This window comes from Sphingopyxis yananensis (genome assembly GCF_020687785.1).
Taxonomy (GTDB): Bacteria; Pseudomonadota; Alphaproteobacteria; order Sphingomonadales; family Sphingomonadaceae; genus Sphingopyxis; species Sphingopyxis yananensis.
Genome location: NZ_JAJEWI010000008.1, coordinates 135,541 through 151,077 on the forward strand (window position 1 = coordinate 135,541; position 15,537 = coordinate 151,077).

General features: G+C 55.4%; 21 protein-coding genes. 20 read left to right on the forward strand and 1 reads right to left on the reverse strand.

Going from position 1 to position 15,537, the window contains the following annotated elements; all coding sequences use genetic code 11:
- The first annotated feature begins 29 nt into the window (after window positions 1–29).
- The 8 genes from LKO31_RS08770 (at window position 30) to LKO31_RS08805 (ending at window position 7,966) form a co-directional block, all read left to right on the forward strand.
- Window positions 30–539 (forward strand): phage major tail tube protein, encoded by a 510-nt coding sequence (locus LKO31_RS08770; protein ID WP_227689915.1) that lies wholly within the window; start codon window positions 30–32, stop codon window positions 537–539.
- A 90-nt stretch (window positions 540–629) separates the two neighbouring features.
- Entirely contained in the window at window positions 630–938 is a 309-nt protein-coding gene (locus LKO31_RS08775; protein ID WP_227689916.1) for a phage tail assembly protein, read from the forward strand.
- Window positions 939–955: 17 nt separating this feature from the next.
- On the forward strand, window positions 956–1,081 hold the full coding sequence (locus LKO31_RS08780) for a GpE family phage tail protein (RefSeq protein WP_407699276.1): 126 nt from the start codon (window positions 956–958) through the stop codon (window positions 1,079–1,081).
- Window positions 1,078–3,435, forward strand: coding sequence for a phage tail tape measure protein (locus LKO31_RS08785; protein WP_227689917.1), 2,358 nt, complete (start codon window positions 1,078–1,080; stop codon window positions 3,433–3,435). Before LKO31_RS08780 ends, LKO31_RS08785 begins: the two co-directional genes overlap by 4 nt.
- Window positions 3,422–3,943 carry a phage tail protein gene (locus LKO31_RS08790; RefSeq protein WP_227689918.1) on the forward strand — a complete coding sequence of 174 codons (522 nt, stop codon included), beginning with the start codon at window positions 3,422–3,424 and terminating at the stop codon, window positions 3,941–3,943. The genes LKO31_RS08785 and LKO31_RS08790 overlap by 14 nt, the downstream gene beginning before the upstream one ends.
- The gene (locus LKO31_RS08795) at window positions 3,940–5,007 is read left to right on the forward strand and encodes a contractile injection system protein, VgrG/Pvc8 family (protein WP_227689919.1); all 1,068 of its coding nucleotides are present in this window, start codon (window positions 3,940–3,942) and stop codon (window positions 5,005–5,007) included. Before LKO31_RS08790 ends, LKO31_RS08795 begins: the two co-directional genes overlap by 4 nt.
- A gap of 150 nt (window positions 5,008–5,157) precedes the next feature.
- Complete coding sequence (locus LKO31_RS08800; protein WP_227689920.1) at window positions 5,158–6,339, forward strand: DNA cytosine methyltransferase; 1,182 nt, start codon at window positions 5,158–5,160, stop codon at window positions 6,337–6,339.
- Entirely contained in the window at window positions 6,302–7,966 is a 1,665-nt protein-coding gene (locus LKO31_RS08805; protein WP_227689921.1) for an ATP-binding protein, read from the forward strand. The genes LKO31_RS08800 and LKO31_RS08805 overlap by 38 nt, the downstream gene beginning before the upstream one ends.
- 43 nt (window positions 7,967–8,009) lie before the next feature.
- Here the strand turns inward: LKO31_RS08805 and LKO31_RS08810 are convergent, their stop codons facing one another.
- A complete protein-coding gene (locus LKO31_RS08810) occupies window positions 8,010–8,669 on the reverse strand; it encodes an XRE family transcriptional regulator (RefSeq protein WP_227689922.1) in 660 nt (219 codons plus the stop codon).
- Between the two features lie 94 nt (window positions 8,670–8,763).
- Here LKO31_RS08810 and LKO31_RS08815 point away from each other — a divergent pair, with 94 nt between their 5' ends.
- The 12 genes from LKO31_RS08815 (at window position 8,764) to LKO31_RS08865 (ending at window position 15,373) form a co-directional block, all read left to right on the forward strand.
- Window positions 8,764–8,997, forward strand: a complete 234-nt coding sequence (locus LKO31_RS08815; RefSeq protein ID WP_227689923.1) for a transcriptional regulator — start codon at window positions 8,764–8,766, stop codon at window positions 8,995–8,997.
- A gap of 109 nt (window positions 8,998–9,106) precedes the next feature.
- A complete protein-coding gene (locus LKO31_RS08820; protein ID WP_227689924.1) occupies window positions 9,107–9,601 on the forward strand; it encodes a phage regulatory CII family protein in 495 nt (164 codons plus the stop codon).
- A gap of 19 nt (window positions 9,602–9,620) precedes the next feature.
- Complete coding sequence (locus LKO31_RS14970) at window positions 9,621–9,743, forward strand: hypothetical protein (protein ID WP_265104604.1); 123 nt, start codon at window positions 9,621–9,623, stop codon at window positions 9,741–9,743.
- Window positions 9,744–9,787: 44 nt separating this feature from the next.
- Window positions 9,788–10,051 (forward strand): ogr/Delta-like zinc finger family protein, encoded by a 264-nt coding sequence (locus tag LKO31_RS08825; protein WP_227689925.1) that lies wholly within the window; start codon window positions 9,788–9,790, stop codon window positions 10,049–10,051.
- A 100-nt stretch (window positions 10,052–10,151) separates the two neighbouring features.
- Window positions 10,152–12,806: a toprim domain-containing protein gene (locus tag LKO31_RS08830; protein WP_227689926.1), complete on the forward strand. Its 2,655-nt coding sequence runs from the start codon at window positions 10,152–10,154 to the stop codon at window positions 12,804–12,806.
- A 192-nt stretch (window positions 12,807–12,998) separates the two neighbouring features.
- Window positions 12,999–13,211, forward strand: coding sequence for a DUF2312 domain-containing protein (locus tag LKO31_RS08835; protein ID WP_227690587.1), 213 nt, complete (start codon window positions 12,999–13,001; stop codon window positions 13,209–13,211).
- Window positions 13,212–13,270: 59 nt separating this feature from the next.
- Window positions 13,271–13,447 (forward strand): hypothetical protein, encoded by a 177-nt coding sequence (locus LKO31_RS08840; protein WP_227689927.1) that lies wholly within the window; start codon window positions 13,271–13,273, stop codon window positions 13,445–13,447.
- Complete coding sequence (locus LKO31_RS08845) at window positions 13,444–13,602, forward strand: hypothetical protein (protein ID WP_227689928.1); 159 nt, start codon at window positions 13,444–13,446, stop codon at window positions 13,600–13,602. The genes LKO31_RS08840 and LKO31_RS08845 overlap by 4 nt, the downstream gene beginning before the upstream one ends.
- A complete protein-coding gene (locus LKO31_RS08850) occupies window positions 13,599–13,769 on the forward strand; it encodes a hypothetical protein (RefSeq protein ID WP_227689929.1) in 171 nt (56 codons plus the stop codon). The genes LKO31_RS08845 and LKO31_RS08850 overlap by 4 nt, the downstream gene beginning before the upstream one ends.
- A gap of 5 nt (window positions 13,770–13,774) precedes the next feature.
- Window positions 13,775–14,032 (forward strand): hypothetical protein, encoded by a 258-nt coding sequence (locus tag LKO31_RS08855; RefSeq protein WP_227689930.1) that lies wholly within the window; start codon window positions 13,775–13,777, stop codon window positions 14,030–14,032.
- Window positions 14,033–14,078: 46 nt separating this feature from the next.
- Window positions 14,079–14,366, forward strand: coding sequence for a helix-turn-helix domain-containing protein (locus tag LKO31_RS08860; RefSeq protein WP_227689931.1), 288 nt, complete (start codon window positions 14,079–14,081; stop codon window positions 14,364–14,366).
- Between the two features lie 197 nt (window positions 14,367–14,563).
- Entirely contained in the window at window positions 14,564–15,373 is an 810-nt protein-coding gene (locus LKO31_RS08865) for a tyrosine-type recombinase/integrase (RefSeq protein WP_227689932.1), read from the forward strand.
- The last annotated feature ends 164 nt before the right edge of the window (window positions 15,374–15,537 follow it).

Genomic DNA, 15,537 nt, shown 5'->3' on the forward strand with positions numbered 1-15,537 from the left:
CCCCTGACCAATTTTGAAAGGATCCCCCCATGGGCCTTCCCCATAAACTGAAAAATATGAACCTGTTCATCGATGGCGGATCGTGGCTGGGCATCGTCACCGAAGTCACGCCGCCCAAAATGGCGCGCAAGATGGAAGGCTATCGCGCTGGCGGCATGGATGCCGAAGTTGATATCGATATGGGCGGCGAAAAGATGGAAGGTGAATTCACCTTTGGCGGCCTGACCACGGATATCATCAGCACCTTTGGCGCAGCGGTGCATGACGCCGCCCAATTCCGTTTCGCTGGGGCCTATGTGTCCGATGATGACGGATCCACCGTCCCTGTCGAAATTGTCATGCGTGGCCGCATTGCCGAATTTGACGAAGGCAGCGCCAAGGTCGGCGATGATACCGAGCATAAATATAAAATGTCGGTCAGCTATTATAAGCGGATCGAGAATGGCCGCGTGATCATCGAAAAAGATGATCCAAACTTCATCTTCAAGGTCAAAGGCGCTGACCGCTTGGCCGCCCAGCGCGCCGCCATCGGGCTGTAACAGCCTCTAACCAGCTTCGCACCAGCCCGAAATTATGCGGGCGGGCTGGTGCGGGGAAACCCACCCGCATGAATGACAAGGATGCCCCGCATGGAAAAGGCCGACAATAAATTTCAGATCTGCGAACTCGAAATTGGGTTCAAGCGCGGCGATGAAACCATCACCAAAGTCACGCTGCGCAGGCCCAAGGCGGGGGAACTGCGCCACCTTAATTTGCAGGATCTGTTTCAGGCTGATGTCAGCGCGGTGCTGACCCTGCTGCCCCGTATCAGCGACCCGATCATGACACCGCAAGAATGCGAAGATTTGGACCCCATAGACCTGATGGAATTGGGAGGCGCGATTAAGGGTTTTTTCTTGTCGCGGGCCATGAAGGAAATGATCGTCCAGACGAACTAGGCGCTCTGATCGCCGACATCGCCTTTGTCTTTCATTGGCCGCTATCAGTCCTGACCGCGATGGAATTGGATGAATTGCTGGGCTGGCATCGCCTAGCTGCCGAAAGGATGGAAATCATGCTGAAATGCGCGGCAGTGCGATGAGCAATAATAAATTATCCCTGATGGTCGAATTTGGTTCTGCCGGGCTGGAAAAGCTCGGCAGCGGCCTGCGCAATATGGTCACCGACAGCAAAAAAGGGGCCGCTGCGCTGCGCGGGTTGAACCGCGAACATAAGGATATTAGCAAAGCCATTGCGGCCAATGCCCGCGAAATGAGAAACGCCAGTGGGAATATTACCCATCTGGCGAACAAAGAACGCGAACTGCAATCCCAGCTGTCCGCCACCAACCGCCAGATTGAAACGCAAACCCGGCTGTTGGCCGCAAACAAACGCGCCGATGCCGTCAGCCAGCGCGGCGCGGATCTGCGCGGCAAGGGCGCGGGCCACATCATGGGCGGCGTGGCGGCCGCTGCGCCATTTGCCATTGCGGTCAAATCTGCTGCGGAATTCCAAAGCGGCATGGTGGATCTGCAACAAAAAGCCAATCTGTCGGATAAAGCCACCAGCAGACTGGCCAATAATATCATGGCCAGCGCCGCCGCCGCCAAGCAATTGCCAGAAGATATGCGGGCGGGCGTGGATATGCTGGCGGGCTTGGGCGCAGAGGTTTCCGAAGCCGCCCAAATGATCGGCCCGATTGGCCAACTGGCCACCGCGTTCAAGGTCGATATGGCCGATGGCGCGGGCGCGGCCTTTGCCAATTTCCAGAATTTGAAAGTCGGCATAGGCGACACCAGCAAGGCGCTGGATATCATGGCGAGCGCGGGCAATGCGGGCGCGTTCGAAGTCAAGGATATGGCCAAGCATTTCCCCGGACTGACGGCGCAGGCCAATGCGCTGGGCGAAAGCGGGCTGAACGCGGTGGCCAATTTGTCGGCGGCGCTGCAAATCGCACGGCGCAGCACGGGCTCATCTGACGAGGCCGCGAACAACCTCCAAAATCTTTACGCCAAGATCACGGCAGAAAGCACGGTCAAAGCCTTTGCAAAGCAATTTGGCGTGGACCTGCCCAAAGAAATGGCCAAGGCCAAGGCCGCTGGCATGGACACGCTGGAAGCCATCGCCACCATCACCAAAAAGGCGACGGGCGGCGACAATAGCAAAATCGGCCTAGCCTTCACCGACATGCAGGCGCAGTCCGCTGTCCGCGCCATGGTGATGAACCTAGAGGATTATAAAAAAATCCGTGATGAGGCGTTGGGCGACGCGGACGCCGTGGAAAAAGCGTTCAATATCCGCGTGGCGAACGACCCGACCGTGCTGTGGCGCGAAATGGTCGGGCAAGTGCAAAGCTTCGCCATTACGACCGGCACCACGCTGATGCCCGCCATGCGCGACATCGCCAGCGCCGTGTCAACGTCGATGACGGCGATCACGACATGGACGAAGGCCAACCCCGAAGCCACGGCCACCATCGTCAAATTTGCGGCTGGCTTGGTCGGCGCCAAGATTGGGCTGGGCGTGTTGATGGTGGCCTTTGGCGGCGCGCTTGGCCCGCTATCCATGCTGATGCGCGGCTTTGGCAAATTACAGGCCATGGGCGTATTTTCCAAAATGCTGGGCAAGACGGTCAACGGCGCGATCTGGGCAGGCCCCAAATTGATAAAGGCCGCGAACCTGATCCGCAGCGGCATCGGTTTTTTGGCCAGCGGCGCGATGAAGGCTGGCCCCCTGTTGCTGCGCGGCTTTGGCATGATGCGCACCGCCGTGCTGTTTTTGGGCAGCGGGCTGATGAAAGCAGGCGCGATGATGCTGGCCAACCCCATCGTCCTGATCATCGGCGCGATCGTGCTGGCGGTCGGCGTCGCGGCCTATGTCATCTATAATAATTGGGATCGGATCTCTGCCGCTTTCAAAACCGGCGTCGCCAATGTCAGCGCGGCCATCCAGTCGGGAAAAGAACGGGTCGCCAGCTTTGTCGACAATTTCAAAAGCATCGGCAGCGCGATCATCGACGGCCTTGCCAATGGCATCAAGGCTGCACCCGGCAAAGTATGGGCGGCGCTGAAAGGCGTGGTCAGCGGCGCATGGCAAAATGCGAAAAGCTTCCTGAATATCAACTCTCCATCGCGCCTGTTCATGTCCATGGGCCATAGTGTTTCCCAAGGGCTGGCGGTCGGCATCGATGGCAGCGCCGCTGGCCCCGCCACCAGCGCAAGGCGGCTGGCCGAAAGCGTGGCTGGCGGATTTGGTTCTGGATCCCGCTTTGCCACACAGGCGGCGAACGGCGGCGGCAAGGCGGCCACAGGCGGCGGAACGACCATCACAGGCCCCGTCACCATCCAATTTACGCAACAGCCCGGCGAAGACGTCGCCGCATTGGCCAAGCGCCTGTTGGGTGAATTTGCGAAATTGGGCCAACAACAAGCAAGGGGCAGCTATGCAGATCGGTAAAATCACCAGCAAGATTGACCGCAAGGTCACATTGCCCAGCGGCCTGCCCGCCATTTCGACGGTCGCAACCTTGGTCAATAAAATGCGCGGCCTGTCCGAAATGGAACAAAGCAGCACAGGTGAACGGGTACCGATGATGGCGCTGGGCGATTTCAGCTTTGGCGTCGACACCTTGGCCTATCAAGAATTCAGCCGCCGCATGGATTGGCGCCACGCCAGCGCCGACCGCCTTGGCACGATGCCGGCCTTTCAATTTGTCGGCCCCGGAATGGACAGCATCAGCCTGCCCGGAATTCTCATGCCCGAACTGACCGGCCCCAATACATCGCTGGACGATCTGCGCGCCATGGCCGCGACCGGCGATGCTTATTCGCTGGTCCGCACCGATGGTTATATCATCGGGCAATATATGATCCGCAGCATCGACGAACGGCAAAGCTATTTTTTGCCCGGTGGCGGCGCACGGCGCATTGAATTTGGCATTGAACTGGAACGGGCCGTCGCATGATCGCGCAACCCGCCAGTCAGCCCGCCAGCCCAATTGAACCCGCCCAGCGCGATGCGTGGATCATGCCTGTTCCCGATTGGCAGGTCACGCTGGATGGTAAAGACCTGACCGCCGCCCTGCGCCCGATCTTGATTGAATTGACCCTATCCGAAAAACGGGGCGAAGAGGCCGACACCATCGATATTTTGTTGGGCGACGAAGACGGCAAGCTGGCCATTCCACCTGCCACCGCAAATTTGAATGTCGCGCTGGGGTGGAAGCAGGGAACTGGCGTCGCGGTCGGCTTGGTCGACAAGGGAAAATATCGTGTCGATGACGTCAGCTGGGGCGGTCCGCCCGATCATGTCAGCATCACCGGCCATGCCGCCGACCTGACCAGCGGCCTTCGCCAGCGCCGCAGCGTCAATTGGACAAACAAGACCATCGGCGACATTGTGAAAAGCATTTCCAGCCGCAACGGGCTGACCGCCATGGTTCACGCCAGCTTTGCGGGCACCAGCATCAAGGCCATTCGCCAACAAAGCAAAAGCGACATGGCGTTCATCACCGCCTTGGCCCGCCGATATGACGCGGTGGCCACGGTAAAAAATGGCGCCTTGATATTCTCCCCCATCGGGGCAGGCGTCACGCCCAGCGGCATCGCCCTGCCCAGCGTCGAAATGGGCCGCGACATGTGCAGCAGCTGGCGATGGAACCGCCAAAAACGCGACGAGCATGGCGCGGTGGAGGCCAAGTGGCATGACAAGAAAAGCGGCAAGCGACACACCGTAAAGGTCGGCAGCGGCTCCAACAGCCGCACATTGAAACGCACCTATAGCAGCGAAGCCGACGCCCGCGCCGCCGCCAATGGTGCCTTGAAACGTGACGCCCGCAATGCCGCGACCATTGAATTGCAGCTGGCCTATGGCGACGCAGCGCTGATCATCGATCAACCCGTGACGCTTCGCGGGTTCAAATCCGACATCGATCAAGACAAATGGCTGATCGCGGAAATCAGCCACCGCATCGGCGCGGGCGGGTTTACCACCAACGTGACGCTAGACCTACAACCGAATGCGACATAGCCAGCCCGTATCCAACCAGTGAAACGAAATGTTCCTCCATCACCTGACGAGTATCTATTTCAAGATCGTTCTATAAAAGAGTAGGAAGATATATTCAGATGCAGCTCAAAAACTCGTCGGATCTGGGTATATTCGTGCAGTAGGGCCTTTTTGGTAATTGAAAATTATCATGTTAAAGTTATTGGCTATCTCTTACGGCCTAACGATTATCAGGGGGGAATTTTGGACCATGCTCGTAGAGGCGGATTGTTAGACCGCAGCCAACCACCTGAAGTTGTCGATCTATTTTGCGGCGTCGGAGCTTTAAGCCACGGCCTGAAGCAAGCTGGCTGCAACATTTTGGCAGGCTATGACGTTGATCGTAAATGCAAGTTTGCTTTCGAAGAAAATAACGGTGGCCGTTTCTACACCCGCGACGTTTCCCAACTACTGGCCAGCGAAGTCGCGTCACATTATTCAGGCAACGCGATCAAGGTTCTGGCTGGATGCGCACCATGTCAGCCATTTTCGACTTATAAGCATCGTTACGCAGAAGACCCGCAATGGGGCCTTGTAGGGAAATTTGCGCAACTCGCAGTTGAAGTTCGACCTGACTTTGTGACCATGGAAAATGTCCCAGCCCTGCTAAAATATAAAGATGGCTTGGTGTTTCGTCGTTTCCGCGAGACACTAAAAGAAGGCGGTTACGACATCCGTTATATGATCGCACGATGCGAACGATTTGGTGTTCCACAGTTACGAAGAAGGCTGGTCGTACTGGCGTCACTCAATCACAAACTGCCTCCCTTGCCAGAGGGTGAGAATGGTTACACATCCGTGCGCGAAGCCATCGCGTCCCTTCCAAAATTAAACGCCGGGGAAACCTGCCCAACTGATCCACTTCATGTTTCCTCTTCGCTCTCCAAAATCAATCTTGAGCGCATTCAGCTATCAAAACCCGGCGGCACATGGCGGGACTGGCCAGAAGCCCTGAGGGCCGATTGCCATAAAAAGCCCAGCGGCAAAACCTACTCAGGCGTCTACGCCCGCATGGAATGGGACAAACCATCGCCCACCATGACAACGCAGTGCTATGGTTTTGGAAACGGGCGCTTTGGCCATCCCGAACAAGATCGGGCGATTTCGCTACGTGAAGCGGCAATCCTTCAATCTTTTCCGGCGGACTATAAATTCCTGCCAAACGGATCAGCGATTACGATGAAAGAAGTGGGCCGCTGGATAGGCAATGCCGTTCCAGTAGGTCTTGCTAAAGCAATTGGTCAATTTATAATCGACAACTCTCGGGGGGGAGACCATGGAAGAAAGCAACTTCAGATTCGCAATATCGCTTAGCGTATTAAATCACTTAGGAAGAAATCTATATCGTAATTTCATTACAGTTCTTGGCGAAGCCATCTCAAATTCATGGGATGCTGACGCCAGAAATGTGTGGATTAATATTGACAGAGATCATCAGAAATTTACCGTAGTTGATGATGGAAAAGGCATGGATCAAAATGCCTTTCAGAACAAATTTCTCAAGATTGGCTATTCAAAACGCAAAGAGGGTGGAGGTCAATCCGAAAGCGGGCGTCCATTTATAGGGGCAAAGGGCATTGGAAAACTCGCGCTCCTTTCTTGTGCTCGGATCGTCACGATAAAATCCAAAGCTATTGGCCAAGATCCGATCGGTGGCCGAATTGATAATGGCGGCCTTGACGCAGCTATCACGAATGATCTTGTTCCAGATGAGTACCCTCTCGAAATCCCAGACGAAAAACTGACTGATCCGAATTATGAAGCGTCTAAAAGCGGAACTTTGATAGTTTTTGAGGATACAGAGGCCTTGTCACGAGTTACCGTCGAACAAGTCCGCACCTTAATCGCAATGAATTTTCGTTTCTCATTGATTGATAAAAATTTCTCAATTTGGGTTAACGGCGAAGAGATCACTATCAGTGACCTAAACCAATTGGCAGAATCAACACAGTTTTTGTGGACAATCAATAGCTTCACAGATGATTTTTTGAAAACCTGCGTCAATATCAAAAGGAACGAAAGCGCGCCCGAAACCACGTTGCGTATTACCGGATATTTCGCGACGGTAGAGAAGCCGAGCGACTTAAAAATACGCGGAAGAGGAAACGATGAACGCGCTACGGTGGACCTATTCGTAAACGGTCGGCTACGAGAGAAGAATCTTATTCGCCATTTCCCAACGCAACGAATTGTGGAAAGCTATCTTTATGGCCAAATCCATTTTGATGAAATGGACGGCGATGGAGACTCGCCCTTCACCAGCAGCCGTGAAGGCGTTGTGGACGGAAACCCACAGTACCGATCGCTGATCGACTATCTTAAACAAGAGATGCTTCCACGAGTAATTGACCAATGGGACAAATTTCGCCTTGAAATCAACAAACCAGGTGACAGCGAAAATACCAAACGAAAATCCAAGCGCGATCGCAGCGCAGCCGATCTCGTTTCAGCTGTCGCTGAGGATTATAAAATTCCCGATGCAAACAAAGTAACTCAGGATAAAGTCGATAAGTGGGTTAATGATCTTCACCCCGATGCCGAATTCAACACGTCAGCATATGTTGATTGCTATCTATCCGAAAACCTAGTTCGCAAATACATAATCGACGCTAACAAGCCACTCTCCAATGGCGTGCAAAAGGAAGCTGACTCCTGGAAATCTAAAGAGGTCGACAGAAAAAATGAAGCTGGGATCAGCTATGACATTCGCCGAAGCACTACTGATCTGAGCTATCTGGGAATGGACGCGCTTGCAGTCACAGCTGAAGGCAGCAAGCCAAACAACAACACCCCATCACTTTGGAAAGATGCTATCACGTTCCGTCCAATAAGAAATGCAGTAGGACATACTGGATTATTAACAGACACAGCTAAAACTCAACTAAGCCTTACACTTACGAACATAAAGGCGAGGATCAAAACCTTGTTAAAAAATATATAAATTTGATATAGAATTGGCGATTGCTCCCCTCTTGGCTTAGCCCTTATAATTTCCCGATTTTCCCCACGACCTGCCCGATCACATGCATTTCGCCGTCAGCAGCAAATTCGGCATCAACGTTGGGGTTATCGCTTTTAATTTTACTGCTACCATCCGCATTGGCCCAAATTCTCTTAACCATCAAAATTTGGCCAACAGCCACAGCCCAGACGGCGTCCTGTTCGCGGATAGATTTTTGCAGAGTATCGATGATCACAATATCACCATCGGCCAAGGTCGGCTTCATCGAGTCGCCTCTTGCGCGAGCGAAGGCCAGATGTTGCGGCGGAGTGCGTGTTACATCGCGCAGCCAAATTGACGGAAAATAACGAACGGTTTCTTCAACCGATGTGTCAACAAAACCCATTCCCATGCCGAACGTCAGGTCAATTTCTTTAATTGCCACCAACCCAAGTTCGTCGGCCACCTCACTCGCAGGCAGCGGCGGCGTATAGCCAGCATCAGGATCATCCACGACGCCTGTCAGATATTCCGGTGTCGTTTTCAGCGCTTTCGCAATCCGGTGCAGATGTTTCGAGCCGCTACTTTCACCCAGCGCAAGCTTGGCAATGGTGCTTTGAGAGACATCCAACGAGCGGGCCAAGCTCGCCTGACTGACGCCAAGCTCATCCATACGGGCGCGAAACCGCGCTTTATCCACCACATATCTCATGAACTTAGACTAATTACTTTTGGCATAACTAGCACGGACACTTTTCCGCTTGACGCATCTATTACCTTAGGCATAGATAGCATGCATGGAACAGGACACCACACCCTTTGAAGCGCTTGAGCATCTCGTAAAAAATGCGGGATCTCAGAGCCAATTGGCTCGTCACCTAGGCGTTTCACAATCGACCGTTTGGAAATGGCTGCAATCCTCAAAGCGATTGCCTGCCGAACATGTTTTGAAAGCCGAGCGTGTTTACGGCATCTCACGCCACCTCCTGCGGCCCGATATTTATCCGACAGAAAGCGTGGGTCAGTGGTGACAGCACATGACATCATCTTCCCCCTTGGTTCTGATGCATCATCGGCCAGTGACGCTACAGCCACAATCGGTAACGCCGCGCCGCTTACCGGAGAACCGGAGGTGGGCCAGTGACCGTCGAACGCTCCATCACCCTGCCCACCGAATTGCAGGAATTGAAATCGGCCTGTCGCAACCTTGTCCGCACCTATGGCGGGCAGGATGCCGCCGCCAAGCGCCTTGGCACCCGCCAACAGCGGATCAGCGATTGCACCAGCCGCAACACCGACGCTTTCTTGCGGCTGGATGAGGTCGCGATCCTAGAGGCGGAAACGGTCGGCATGGCGGGGCACCCGCATGTCACCAGCGTATTGGCGCGGGGGCTGGATATGGAAATCGTGCCGCTGGCCCAATGCGCCGCCAGTGGCCGCGATCTGCTGCGCCTGTTTGCCAAGCAATCGCGCAGCAACGGCGAACTGGCCGACAAGATTTTGGAGGCCCACGATGATGACATCGTGACCACCGCCGAAGCCGCGCTGATCGAACATGCCGCTGACAAGGTGATTGCCACGGCCATTCGCATCCGCGCCGAAGCACAAATGATCCAGCGCGATGCGCGCCGATAATGAAAACAAGGGGGGAAATATGCGACAGCCAATATCCAACACAGCGCGGACCAGCACCCTTGTCGAACTGGCATCGGCGCTGGCCATCGGCCTGACCTTGGGCGCTGCCCTGGGCATCACCTTCATGGGCTGCATTCAATGAGCCCAGACACCCAATCCCGCATGGTCCATCAGGAGAAACCGCACATGAGCCGCGCCCCCGCCCGATGCCCCTATTGCGAGCAAAAGGCACTGATCCGAAGCAGCGAAGAAGTCACCATCATGGTGCGCGATGTCTATTTTGACTGCACCAACCCGACCTGTGGCCACCGCTGGAAAGCCAAGCTGGAATTTGAACATAGCATCGCGGTTCCGGCCAGCGCAGGTCAGCCCCGCGAAGGCATTCCGATCATGCCGCGATTGCGAAAGGCGTTGGGAATGAACAGCAAGCCACGGCCAGCGCCCGCCTGATCGCCCGCTGATCTGACCTAACCCCCGCATGACCTGACCGCGACGCCGGACCCCGTTTCCGGCGACGCCCGAACTTTGCCTTTTGAAAGCAGCCCGCACGATGTCCACCAATTTGAAACAGGAAGTGATTGCCGCGCTGATGCGTGACTTTGCGTTCAAGCGCGAAGGGCAATGGCTTCGCAAGGGCAAGTGCCCCGATTGCGGCAAGAAAGAACTATATACGCATGCCGAAGACCCCAAGGTGATGAAATGCGGGCGTCTGGATCGGTGCGGCTATGAACATAGCATCCGCGCTTATTACCCCGAATTATTTACCGATTGGTCCAAGCGTTACAAAGCCACACCGGTTGACCCCAACGCCGCCGCCGATGCCTTTTTGCAAATGGGACGCGGCCTGAATTTGGAAGGGATGCGGGGATGCTATGCCCAAGAAACCTATAAGGACCAGCAAAGCGGCCTAACATCGGCCACCGTGCGCTTTCCCTTGCCGGGCGGCACATGGTGGGAACGGATCATTGATCAGCCCGACCGCTTTGATCGCAAAGCACGTTTCCAATGGATCCCCGAAGATAGCGACCTGACCTATAAAGGTTACTGCTGGATCCCGCCGAAATTCAGCATGGCCGATCTGGCCGCTGCGCCGCGCATCCTGATTGCCGAGGGCATCTTCAATGCTTGGGCGCTGATGCAGGCCGGCCATGTGGCTGTGTCGGCCATGACGGTCAACAATTGGCCCAAAAACTTCCTGACAGAATTGCGGCGCCAATGCACCGACGCGGAATTGCCCCTGCCCGAACTGGTATTCGCTTTTGACGTGGGCAAGGCTGGCGTCGATTACAGCCGCAAATTCGTGGCGCGGGCGCTGCAAGCGGGCTGGCCCGCCACCGCCTGTCAGCCCAATTTGGACGATGGGAAAGCGGCGGATTGGAATGATCTGCTGAATTCCGGCGACCTGACCGACGAGCATTTCGCAGAATATATGTGGAATGGCGAAGTCATCCTTGCCGAAAATGCGACCGAAAAAGCCTGCCTTCTCTATGATCGCAAACGCTGGTCCAGCTTTTCCCTGACCTTTGACAACCGCCTATGGTGGGCCAATTTCAACAGCGCGAAGATTGCAGAAATCAAGGCGCTGGAAGGGCTGAGCGACCGCGCCGCCGCCGCCCAAGCCGCCGACATCACCGAAATCGCCAATTGCACATTCCGCACGCTGTACCGTGAACGCGACGATCTGATCGACGACACGGCCTATTATTTGCGCATTGATTTCCCCGGCAAAACACCAACCGCCAAGGGCCGATTTTCTGCCGCCCAACTGACAGCGGCACCGGAATTCAAAAAGCGCCTGTTCGCTTTTTCGGGTCAATTCACTGGCAGCACCGGCCAGCTGGACCGCATGATGCTGCATCAGGTGCGCAACCTGAAAACGGTCGAGCCCATCGATTTCACCGGATACAGCAAAAAGCACGGCGCGTGGATCCTTGGCGAAATCGCCGTGCGCCAAGGCCGCGTCGTCAAGATCAACAGCGAAGACTATTTTGATTTCGGCAAGGAAGCGGTGAAGCTGCGCAGCGCCGAACGCCTGCTGTCTATCGACTATGAACCCACCAAATATAAAGCGGATTGGGTCCAGCCATTGGCCGTGGCCTATGGCGTTCGCGGCCTGATCGCCCTGACCTTCTGGCAAATGAGCCTGTTCGCCGAACAGATCCGCGATGCGCACAAAAGCATGGCCTTCCTGCAAGTGATCGGTGAGCCCGGATCTGGCAAATCAACCCTGATCGAATTTCTTTGGCGGCTATTTGGCCGTGAAGGATATGAAGGCTTCGATCCGACCAAGGCCACAAACGCCGCCATCGCCCGCAACTTGGGCAAAGTCGGTGGCTTGCCTGTCGTGCTGATCGAGGGCGACCGCGACGAAAACACCCCGCACAGCAAACGCTTTGAATGGGACGAACTGAAAACCGCTTATAATGGCCGCGCCGTGCGATCACGCGGCGTGAAGTCGGGCGGCATGGAAACCTATGATCCGCCATTTCGCGGGTCCGTGGTCATCGCGCAAAACTATGCGGTGAAGGCGTCGCCAGCCCTGCTCGAACGCTTGATGAGCATCACCATTAATAAAGAGAATTGGAGCCCTGCCACCAAGGCAGCGGCGGATCTGATCGAGCAATGGAAGACCGAAGATCTCAGCGGCTTCATCATCCACATCATCCGGCAGGAAGAATTGTGGATGAAGGTATTTCTGGAAGCGTTCAAACGCCACGAAAAGGAACTGCCCAAGACAAGCGGCGTCAACCATCAGCGTCTGGTCAAGAACCACGCCCAACTGGCCGCAGCATTGGACGCCATGTGCGCCTGCATCGACATGCCAGTCGGCACCGCCGAGGAGGGCCACGCCTTCATCGCCGACATGATGGCCGAGCGGCACAAGTCGATCAGCGCAGATCATCCCCATGTCGCCAAATTCTGGGAACTGGTGGACTGGTTCCGCCAGAATGAAATCGACGGCCAATCGCACAAGCTGAACCTGTCCAAGAAGGAAAGCGAAATCGCGATCAGCCTGCCGATGTTTGAAGAACGGTGTCGCGCACGCGGCGTCATCGGCCCCCCAATCGAAGATCTGAAAAATCTGCTGCGCTCGTCAAAGAGCCGCCGCTTCATCGCGGCCAAGACGATGCGCACCAACCACGAGGGCCGCGTCATGCACTGCTGGATCTTCGACAACCCCAAAACCGAACAAATCGAGGATTAACCCATGGGCATCACACGCCACCGCTGCGACAAATGCGACGCCAACGCCTTTGCCAATGACACCCCCCTGCCCGAAGGCTGGGTTCATCATCGCAGCACCCGAAACGGCGCGCAGCTGACCGTCTGCCAGTCCTGCGACGAAGCCGACAGCACCAATCGCAGCGATGAAGATGCCAGCGCCAGCGATGACCGATTGCGCCTATTCATTGAACGGATCGAGCGGATTGAGGAAGAAATCAAAGGCGCGAATGATGACCGCCGCGATGTTTATGCCGAACTGAAAAGTCACGGCTACGACCCCAAGATCGTCAAAATGATCGTCAAAGATCGGTCCATGTCGCCGCACGACCGCAAGGAACGCGACGCCATCCTAGAAACCTATCGTTGCGCGCTCGGCGAAGCCTGACCGCCCACCAATCCACACAGGGAGAGGCGGGCCAGCCGAACAAGCGCCGCCAGCACATCATGAAAAAACTGCTGAAACATCTACTGCCTGACAATCATTCAACGCGGATCGTCATGGACGTTCTGAACCGCACCGACCTGATCGAATTCACCAAGGGCTTGCTCGTCACCGCCTTGGGTCTGTTCGTTCTGCCCATGCTTTTCCTGATGTGGGAAGTCAGGGACGTGATCGCATGAGCGCCCACGGCATCACTCGCCGCGCCTATTGCGATTGCATAGAGTGCGTCCGCCTCGAAAACCGCCACCGCCTAAAAATCGCGGGTTGGATGCTGCTCGTCGGCCCCATCGCCACCAGTGCCATCGTCTACAATCTCGGAAAGCTGTGCCTGTGACGTGGCAACGAAACGAAGGCTACCGCCCCCGCACTGGTGCCAGCCCGCTACGCGTCCGGTTCCGCTGCGGCTGGATCAGCAAAAATCTTTACCCCGCCGCCAAGTGGACGCGCTGGCATTTCAAAGCCTGCCCTTTCGACATCACCCATTTCAAGATCGAGGATTAAACCCGATGCAACAACTAATCGACCGATTGGCCAGCGGCGAACGCGGGCTGGCAATCGAAACCGAAATCGAAATCGCCCTATTCCAGCCTTGCGAAGTCTATGCCTCAGTGACCGCCAACGCTGCCGCCACCAAGCTACGCTACGTCCGCACCGATGGCCGCATCGATGTTTGCTGGCCGCAAGACTGGTCCAAAGACCCCGCCGAAACCATCACCCTGATGGACGCATTACTATCGGCACAAAAACAGCCGGAGGCTGCATGAACCTAACATCTGTAATGGTCGAAAATGCGTTGAGGGAGGCTAGCCCATGAGCGGGCCAAAAAAGCTGCTATCTGAAATCGAAGCTTCGGCAATATTGAATATAAGTGTTCGCTCGATCCGAAAGCTTCGTCAGTCCGGTGAGCTGTCCTATATTCGCATTGGTGGCTCAATCCGCTATCACAGCATGGATCTGGATAATTTCATCGACGAAAGACGGATGCGATGCGCCTCTATAAACGTGAAAAATCACCGTTTTGGTGGGTCGATGTCACCGTCAAAGGTCAACGATATCGAGGAAGCACGCAAGAAACGAGCAAACGAGCCGCAAAGATAGCGGTTGATCGCATTGTTGACCGGCTCGAACAGCAACTGAAAAGACGCGATGAGACTTGGACGGTTAGCCAAGCCATCGCGCGCTGGTGGGAAGACCATGCTAAAGACCTAAACAGCGCCAATTCCATCTGGTCGAATATCGAAAATATCGACCGATGCCTTGATTGTTCAATCCCTGTCGATGCTCTGACGGCTGCTATGTTGATGGACTTTCGGGCCAAGCGCCGCAGCGAACCCGCCTATCGTGGCCGCAGCGGCAAAGTCCGCAAAGCATCCGTGGATGATCCCGCTTTGGCCACAAAGCTGGTGCAGCCGCCCAGCGTCAATCGCGACTTATCATATCTACAGGCCGCAATGCGTCACGTTAAGCTGATGCACGACCAGCCAGTCCCAGATCTGCCTTGGTCCAAGATCAAATTCAAAGAGAGCGAGCCAAGGGTACGCTTCGCATCACAGGATGAAGTCAGCGCGCTGCAATCAAGCGAAGACCAAGGACTGTCAGATATTATTCTTGCCGCTGTTTCAACCGGGCTGCGGCGCGGCAATATGAAATGGACGTGGAGCCAATTGGATCTGCGCGGTGCAACGGTCACCATACCGCGCACGAAAGGCGGCGTGCCAATGATCATCAAGCTGTCGCCACAGGTGATAGCAATGCTGCAACGCCGCCGATCCGACAGCGCGAAGGAAAGCGGCAAAGTACCTCTGCCATCAGATCCCGTTTTCGATTGGACCAATTACCGCCGCCGCTGGGAACGCCTGCGCCGCGAACTGCAACTGGTCGATTTCCGATGGCATGATCTGCGCCACACCTTTGGCACATGGGCGCGGCAAGCTGGCGTCGATCTGCCAACGTTGAAAGAAGCTATGGCGCACAAGGATATCAAGACAACGCAACGCTATGCCCACGTCGAGCCCGACGAAATAAGCGGTGCATTTGATAAAGTGGGCGCAAAATTGGCACACTCAGCGGCACACCGAGAGCCCAATACTAACGAAAACAGATAGTTAGCTGCACATTTTTTTGATTAGGAATCCGACGCTCTATCCTGCTGAGCTATGGGTGCGATCTGCGTAAACCGCAGAATTGTGGGCATTTCGCTAAACGCGCCACCTGCCACCGTCAAGCCCTGAAAACGGAACAAATTGGGGAATTGCGTTCGATATGGCGC

Bases quoted from the DNA above. Each gene is read 5' to 3' on its own strand.
- LKO31_RS08770 (WP_227689915.1), top strand. From the start codon at position 30: ATGGGCCTTCCCCATAAACTGAAAAATATGAACCTGTTCATCGATGGC.
- LKO31_RS08775 (WP_227689916.1), top strand. From the start codon at position 630: ATGGAAAAGGCCGACAATAAATTTCAGATCTGCGAACTCGAAATTGGG.
- LKO31_RS08785 (WP_227689917.1), top strand. From the start codon at position 1,078: ATGAGCAATAATAAATTATCCCTGATGGTCGAATTTGGTTCTGCCGGG.
- LKO31_RS08790 (WP_227689918.1), top strand. From the start codon at position 3,422: ATGCAGATCGGTAAAATCACCAGCAAGATTGACCGCAAGGTCACATTG.
- LKO31_RS08795 (WP_227689919.1), top strand. From the start codon at position 3,940: ATGATCGCGCAACCCGCCAGTCAGCCCGCCAGCCCAATTGAACCCGCC.
- LKO31_RS08805 (WP_227689921.1), top strand. From the start codon at position 6,302: ATGGAAGAAAGCAACTTCAGATTCGCAATATCGCTTAGCGTATTAAAT.
- LKO31_RS08815 (WP_227689923.1), top strand. From the start codon at position 8,764: ATGGAACAGGACACCACACCCTTTGAAGCGCTTGAGCATCTCGTAAAA.
- LKO31_RS14970 (WP_265104604.1), top strand. From the start codon at position 9,621: ATGCGACAGCCAATATCCAACACAGCGCGGACCAGCACCCTTGTCGAA.
- LKO31_RS08825 (WP_227689925.1), top strand. From the start codon at position 9,788: ATGAGCCGCGCCCCCGCCCGATGCCCCTATTGCGAGCAAAAGGCACTG.
- LKO31_RS08830 (WP_227689926.1), top strand. From the start codon at position 10,152: ATGTCCACCAATTTGAAACAGGAAGTGATTGCCGCGCTGATGCGTGAC.
- LKO31_RS08840 (WP_227689927.1), top strand. From the start codon at position 13,271: ATGAAAAAACTGCTGAAACATCTACTGCCTGACAATCATTCAACGCGG.
- LKO31_RS08845 (WP_227689928.1), top strand. From the start codon at position 13,444: ATGAGCGCCCACGGCATCACTCGCCGCGCCTATTGCGATTGCATAGAG.
- LKO31_RS08855 (WP_227689930.1), top strand. From the start codon at position 13,775: ATGCAACAACTAATCGACCGATTGGCCAGCGGCGAACGCGGGCTGGCA.
- LKO31_RS08860 (WP_227689931.1), top strand. From the start codon at position 14,079: ATGAGCGGGCCAAAAAAGCTGCTATCTGAAATCGAAGCTTCGGCAATA.
- LKO31_RS08865 (WP_227689932.1), top strand. From the start codon at position 14,564: ATGTTGATGGACTTTCGGGCCAAGCGCCGCAGCGAACCCGCCTATCGT.